General features: G+C 44.5%; 1 protein-coding gene. It reads right to left on the reverse strand.

The window, feature by feature from the left end:
- Positions 1 to 86: 86 nt before the first annotated feature.
- Positions 87 to 1,326 (reverse strand): sodium/pantothenate symporter (gene panF, locus Q7P41_RS06150; protein WP_303882915.1); only part of this gene is annotated, 1,240 nt, incomplete at its 5' end.

Below are 1,326 nucleotides of genomic sequence, written 5' to 3' on the forward strand. Positions count from 1 at the left end.
TTTAGCTGCTTTGACATTATTCATCCTGAGCTAAAAGACACACCGGGCTTGCAAGCACCGTGATCATTGCATCATTCTGGTATTAGCTATACGCCCCAAAACTTCTTTATCGTTTCTTCCTTTGGCGGATTGGTTGCATAGGTTGCGATCACGAATGCGATCAACCCTAATGCCAAGGTAAGAACGATTGGATGAGTCCCAAAAGGTCTGGGCCAAAACTTGCTTATAGTGATAAACCCCACAATTCCGGTAATCATGGATGCAATGGCCCCATACGCATTTGCCCTTTTCCAGTAAAGGCCAAGTATGAGCATCCAAAAAAATGTGGCTTCCAGCCCTCCAAAGGCATATAAATTAATCCATATAATGAGCGACGGGGGTTTTATGGACGCTATTATTATGATTAACCCCAGTACGGCTGTGCATATCATGCTCAATTTGGTCAGTCTTTTTTGGTCTTCGCCCGCTCTTGGATTTATATAGTTTAGATATAAATCTTTTACTATAGTGCTTGACATAAGTATGAGCTGTGAATCCACTGTAGACATGATGGCAGCTAGTGGTGCGGCTAAAAATATGCCAACTAACCACGGAGGCAGCAGTTTTATGGCAAGCAGTGGCATGACGTGATCAACCGTTAGCCCCTCCGGTATACCTACGATGATCCCTCTTGAAAGCACGCCCGTTAAGTGAAGGCCTAACATCAAAATACCGGATACTACAGTTCCAATGACGATGGCTTTGTGCATGGACTTGCTGTCTTTGTACGCCATGGCTCTAATGGCGTTTTGTGGCAAACCGAGAATTCCTATGCAAACTAACACCCAATAGGAAGATATCCACGGAACAGCTATGAAGTTATCTATCCCATAAGGAGTGAGCAAATCGGGATTAATAGAATTTAAGGTGCCAAGTATGTTAGATACGCCTCCGCCTGCTATTATCGTGACGACTAATATTAATATCGTGCCAAACAACATTACAGTGCCCTGGATAGCGTCGCTCAGCGCGACTGCCCTAAAGCCCCCGACGGCGGTATAAATCAGCGCGATTCCTCCAAATAAGAAAAGTCCCCACATATAAGGAAGACCCGTTATGCTTTGAAACAGTTTAGCGCCGCCGACGAATTGTCCTACAACTGCAACAATTAAAAATATAATTGCCCCAATGGATGCAAGCCAAACCACCCACGAATTGCCCTCATACCTCTCGCCGATGACATCGATGATGGTTACTGCCTTAACTTTTCTCGATACTATGGCAAATCTTTTACCCAAAATGCCCAAGGTAAGATAAGCTGTCGGTAACTGAGTCATTGCAAGCAGT

This window comes from Acetomicrobium mobile (genome assembly GCF_937920065.1).